Below are 2,183 nucleotides of genomic sequence, written 5' to 3'. Positions count from 1 at the left end.
GGCGGCGCTCGGGGTCCTGTCCTGAACGGTACCAGCGTACAAGCGTATTCGTTGCAAACACGTGCCTCATGTCGTGCAGACGTGGGCCATGACTGTCCGCTGGACCCCGCAAGCCGATCTGCCGGGACAACGCATAGAAGTGGCGATGAATCTCGCCGCCGTCCAGACGATTGCCCTGGTTGGAAACGAACAGATAGGAGGACACCGGTCGATTCGCCCAATGGCGTTTGCGGCGAGCAATGTAGTCGGCAATTACCTTGCAGGTCGAGGCGTGCAGGGGGATGAGTCTGGCCTTGCCAAACTTGGCACCGCGAATGGTCAATACTCCCGCTACCAGATCAACGTCCTGAAGCTTAAGATTGCGCGCTTCACCCAGACGCATGCCCGATACGCTCAACAAGCCAAACAGGCAATGGTAGGTCCATGGTTGCAGTTCGTCGCGTTGGTAGCGGCAAGGTATTTGGAGCGCGGCATGGAGTAATCTGCGAATCTCGTCGTCCGAGTACAGATAGGGTCGAGCCCGTTTCGGCCCGAACGGCAGCAGGCCAGGTGCAGGAATCTGCGTGCGTGGATCGGTCGCACTACGATGACGTGCGAACTGGCGCACGAAACTTAGTCGTCGCGCCCAGTTTGCAGGTTGGACGTTTGAAGGTTGCTGGGCCCACCTGAGAGCCAATGCCTGGGTGATGCAGGAAGCGCGGTGCCGTTCCATGAACGTGACGAAATCAGGCAAGACCTTGCCAGCCTCTTCAAGCTTGAATCCCAGGCTTCTCCTCAGGCTGAGATACTCCTGAACGGCCTGCCGGAGCGTGTTCACCGTACACCTCCCGGCCACGGCAGGGCCAGCGTACGCAGCGCCTTGATGTCGACCTTCGTATAGATCTTCGTGGTTTGGGGATGACGGTGTCCCAACAGTTCGCCTATCTCGCCGAGCGACGCACCGTGACGCAGCATCTCGCTGGCCAGTCCATGGCGAAACTGGTGTGCCCCCATGGTTGGGGAATCGATGCCTGCGCGCTGGAGGGAATGCCGAACGATGGAGCCCACCCCACTTGCATCATGGAAGCCAGTGACAGGCGCCTTGGAACGCAAAAATACACGGCGACTGGCGCTACGCGATCGACCGTAACGAAGATATGCAGCGATCGCCTTGCCGACATCGGTGAGTAAAGGCAGTCCAGTGTGTTGTCCACTCTTGCCGTGTACGCTTAGATGGCCAGTGTTCCAGTCAATATCTTCGAGCTCGAGAAATGCGACTTCCCCTGAACGCAATCCCAGGCGAGCGAGCAGCAGCAGGATGGCGTAGTCACGACGACCGACGGAGGTCTGTCGATCGATACTGGCCAGCAGTTTCCGTGTCTGCTCTGCTGGAATCGCACGGGGGATTGACGGCATCGACCAGTTGGCCACGACCGGAACGGCAGCGGCCAGATCGAGCGTTATGTCGCCCCGATAGCACGCGTAGCGTAGAAAGGATCGCAGCGCGGTGGTCATGAGCTTGGCCCGCTTCAAATGCAGCCGTGCCGCCTGACGTTGCACGAATCTCACTACGTCGCACGCACGCAAATGCGAGAGCCTGACTCGTCCGTCGCCAAAGCAGTCTTCGAGAAAATCCTTGATGAACGGCACGTAGTTGACGATCGTTGCTTCGGCCAGGGCCCGTGCCTCGCGCAGGTACTCCTCGTATGCTTGTACGCAGGACTCGACAGGGGTTGGCCGTCGTGCCGGTATCTTCTGCCTGGAAATCAAACCCTCACGATCCAGAAAGTCAATGAGGTGTCTGAGCGCGGCACGATCCCCCGGACAAGGCCGTACGCGCCGAGCACGATAGCGCAAATATCGCACCGCGTGATCAGGGCAGACGCTGCGCAAATTGATTCCTGTTCGTTCAAGCCAGCGGCTAAAAGCGGCTGCGAGCCGAACCTTGTACTGCAGTGACTGCACACTGTACCCCTGCTCGGCTATCGAATTCGCAAAGGCGACGATATGGACCGCGACCGGCCCCTCTGGCGGGCGAGATAAAACGATATGGTCACGAATCGTGCACTTCATGATGGACTCCTTCCCGGACGCCGGGGGCTGATGGAAGGAATCAAGACTATCTCTATCTCACAACACGCATTTACCCAAGAAATACGGGCTATTGTTCAATTACAAGACATAGTCAGGAAGGGCACATAGTG

At 58.4% G+C, this 2,183-nt stretch carries 2 protein-coding genes; both read right to left on the bottom strand.

The annotated features are described in order from the left end of the window. Positions 1-817: tyrosine-type recombinase/integrase (locus tag F6X42_RS42385; RefSeq protein WP_187639700.1), on the bottom strand; the 817-nt coding region annotated here is incomplete at its 3' end. After that, the gene (locus F6X42_RS42380; protein WP_187639699.1) at positions 814-2,052 is read right to left on the bottom strand and encodes a site-specific integrase; all 1,239 of its coding nucleotides are present in this window, start codon (positions 2,050-2,052) and stop codon (positions 814-816) included. The genes F6X42_RS42385 and F6X42_RS42380, both read right to left, overlap by 4 nt. Positions 2,053-2,183: the final 131 nt, after the last annotated feature.

The organism is Paraburkholderia podalyriae, assembly GCF_014397785.1.
Classification (GTDB): domain Bacteria; phylum Pseudomonadota; class Gammaproteobacteria; order Burkholderiales; family Burkholderiaceae; genus Paraburkholderia; species Paraburkholderia podalyriae.
This window is presented reverse-complemented; position numbering and strand designations above follow the sequence as displayed.